General features: G+C 70.0%; 1 protein-coding gene. It reads right to left on the bottom strand.

Features of this window, described 5'->3' with window-relative positions:
- The coding region (locus FNQ90_RS18300) for a sensor histidine kinase (protein WP_182607371.1) at nucleotides 1-2308 on the bottom strand (2308 nt) is incomplete at its 3' end.
- Nucleotides 2309-2922 lie beyond the last annotated feature (614 nt).

Here is a 2922-nt window from a genome sequence, read left to right as displayed (position 1 = left end):
GGGCGGGGCGTGCCCCACCGGGGACCTGACCCCGGGAGGGACCGGACTCCACCGGCGGGCCCTGGTCGCCCGGGCCGCGCCGGTCGGCGGGCTCGCGACGAAGGGTCGCCGAGGGGGGCTGCGCTGCGGCGTCGGTGCGGGCACCGGCCGGACCGTTGGGCTTGCGCACCCCGCCCTGCGCCACCTCGGCGGGCAGCATGACCAGGGCGGTGGTGCCGCCGGAGTCCGAGGGGCGCAGCTGGATGCGGATGCCGTGACGCAGCGAGAGGCGACCGACCACGAACAGACCCATGCGGCGGGAGACGGAGACGTCCACCGTGGGCGGGTTGGCCAACCGCTCGTTGATCTCGCCCAGGTCCTCGGGGGACAGACCGATACCGGTGTCGTGGATCTCCACCAGCACCCGACCGTCGGGGAGCTGGTGACCGGTGACCTTGACCTTGGTCTGCGGGGAGGAGAACGAGGTGGCGTTCTCCAGCAGCTCGGCCAGGAGGTGCACGAGGTCGTTGACGGCCCTGCCGACGACCTCGGTCTTGGGCACGGCGGCCAGTTCGATCCGCTCGTACTGCTCCACCTCGGACGCGGCGGCGCGCAGGACGTCGACCAGGGGAACGGGACGGGTCCAGCGCCGACCGGGCTCCTCACCGGCGAGAACCAGCAGGTTCTCGCCGTTCCGCCGCATGCGGGTCGCGAGGTGGTCGAGCTTGAACAGCGCGGAGAGCTGGTCGGGGTCGGCCTCGCGGGATTCCAGTTCCGAGATCAGCGACAGCTGGCGCTGGATGAGGCCCTGGCTGCGGCGCGAGAGGTTGGTGAACATCGCGTTGACGTTGCCCCGCAGCTGGGCCTGCTCACCGGCGAGACGGACCGCCTGCTGGTGCACCTCGTCGAACGCCTGGGCCACGCGGCCGATCTCGTCGCGGGTGTGCACACCGACCGATTCCACGGTGGTGTCCACGTTCTGGGGGTCGTTCTCGGACATCTGACGGACGACCTCGGGCAGGCGTCGGTGCGCCACGTCCTGCGCGGTGTCCTGCAGGCGGCGCAGGGACCGGACCATGGAGCGGGCCACCACGAAGGCGCCGACCAGGGAGAGACCCAGGACCAGGATGATCAGGGCACCGTTGAGGATGGCGTCCCGCTGGGCCTCGTCACGGAGCTGGCGGGCCTGCTCCTCCATCTCCTCGAGCAGGGTCTGCTCGATGATGTCCATGGCCTCGATCTTGGTGCGGCTGAGGTCGTACCAGTCGCGGTAACTACGGAACTGGCCGGTGATCGCGTCCTCCTTGGAGAAGACGCTCTCGGCCAGTTGGTTGGCGGCCACGATGTTGACGATGCCGCCCTCCAGCGGCTCGATCAGCTCGTCGGTGCGCTCCTTGTCGCCGTAGAGCTGGGCGAAGCTCCGCATGGCGGCCTTCTCGTTGTCCAGCGCGGTGCTGCCGTAGCGCCAGTCGCTGCGGGAGAGGACCGCCTCCTGACCGTCGATCTCGGCGCGCGCGAAGCCACCGCTGATCATGGCCCGCTGGATGGACGCCTGCTCCTTGGCCGTGGAGAAGGCGGCGAGGGCCCGGGTGCTGCGGATCATCTCGCTGTTGCTGGTGGCCTGCGCGAGGTCCTGGGCCAGGGAGAGCAGCGAGTCGATCAGCTCGCTGTAGCGCATGACCGTCTGAGAGACGTAGTCCTCGTCCTCGAACGCCTCGTCGCGGATGGTCTTGATCTGGTTGAGCTGACGGCCGATGTCGAGCACGCGGGCGTTGATGCCCACCATGTTGGCGTCACCGGTGTCGATGGCCAAGGTGGCCTCGGCGAAGGCCTGCCGGGAGGCGTCGGTGCGCTCGCGGGGGGCGGTGACGTCCTCGCTCTTGGCGCTGCGCCCGCTGACCAGCGGTCCCGAGGAGCGGTCGCGCTCCTCCTGGAGCGCGGCGGCCAGCCGGGTCGCCTGCTGGGTCATGTTGGTGAGCAGCTGCATGTTGTCCAGCTGCTCGATGCTCTCCATCGAGTCCTGGATACGGACCGCGCCCAGGGCGGTGGCCGCGACCACCGGGAGCGCGATCAGGGAGACCAGTCGGGTGCTGATGCGCCAGTTGCCCAGCGCGAGGCGCGAACCGCCTCCGATCGAGGCCCTGCGGGGCTCGGCGACGTCACCGGCGTCCCCCTGTGCGGCGTCTCCCGCCCCGGGTTCGTCGGCGGTCACGGCGGCCTGCGTGGTGTCATCGCCGTGAGCACGCCCGGAGGAGGAGTGACGGCCGGTGGTGCCGCCCCGCTCCGAATCTCCGGTGGCGTTGCCTTCCCTCTTGAAACGTCCCTGCACTGGCGTCGCAACCTCTGGACCAGGCGTCGTGCCGCGGGCGCGGCAGACGGTATCGAGCCGGGGGACCGTGTAACCCCCTTGACAGTCGTGGGTGACCGAAACGTCCCCTTCGAGCAGCCGTCGCGCGGCGCGAGGGTGGTGCGCCCCGGAACGCCGACTGCTTTCCCGCAACGGTCCGTCGAATTCCAGCACAGTGCTCGAACTCCAACAAGGGCCGGGGCGCACCGGTTCGACACCGAAACCCGACGTGGCGAACCCTTCACCGCAGGTGAGAACACGGAGGCGATAAAAGGCATGAATGCGACCTTTTCGCCTGTTGTCGATCACCTTGGACTTCTCGTTCGGTGCCCTCGAGTGCACGTACGGTCAGTCGTATTGTCCACCTTTACCCCCATTGAGCGGGCACCGAGAGTCACGTAAATCACCTTCACGCAGTGACCAACGTCACAGTGTGGAACACCGGTGGGTCGGGGTAGTGGGAATCCGCGCCGCGGCGGAGGACTACTCTCGACCCGCGCGGTCCCGTGCCCCGGGGCCGGGGCCCGGGGGCTCCGAGGGATGCCGCCCCGGGCCGGAACCCGCCGGGCGGGACGCTCCCGGGCCCCGTCCGCCCC

It is taken from the genome of Streptomyces alkaliphilus (genome assembly GCF_014141535.1).
In the GTDB taxonomy this organism is placed as follows: domain Bacteria; phylum Actinomycetota; class Actinomycetes; order Streptomycetales; family Streptomycetaceae; genus Streptomyces; species Streptomyces alkaliphilus.
The sequence above is the reverse complement of the archived record's forward strand: the minus strand, read 5'-3'. Positions and strand labels throughout refer to the sequence as shown.